Origin of the sequence: Pseudomonas sp. SIMBA_068, assembly GCF_046534705.1 — a bacterium.
GTDB classification, from domain to species: Bacteria; Pseudomonadota; Gammaproteobacteria; order Pseudomonadales; family Pseudomonadaceae; genus Aquipseudomonas; species Aquipseudomonas putida.
In genome coordinates, this window is record NZ_JAWRYI010001427.1 from 1 (window position 1) to 242 (window position 242).

The 242-nt window shown below is 67.4% G+C and carries 1 pseudogene; it reads left to right on the forward strand.

Features of this window, described 5'->3' with window-relative positions:
* Positions 1-242 (forward strand): annotated as a pseudogene (locus SB756_RS34330) (DNA polymerase III subunit delta); the annotation flags it as partial.

The window sequence follows — 242 nt, forward strand, 5'->3', positions numbered from 1 at the left end:
GGCTTTGGCCCGTGAGCTGCGCCAGCTGGCTGGGCTAGCCCAACAGTTCAGCCAGGGTGTACCGCTGGACAAGGCCTTCAGCCAGGCCCGCCCGCCGATATGGGACAAACGCCGACCGCTGGTCAGCAAAGCCCTGCAGCGCTTGTCGGCGCAACGCTGGGCTCAGTTGTTGCAGGATGCCCAGCGTATCGACGCGCAGATCAAGGGGCAGGCCGAGGGGTCGCCCTGGACGGGGCTGTCTC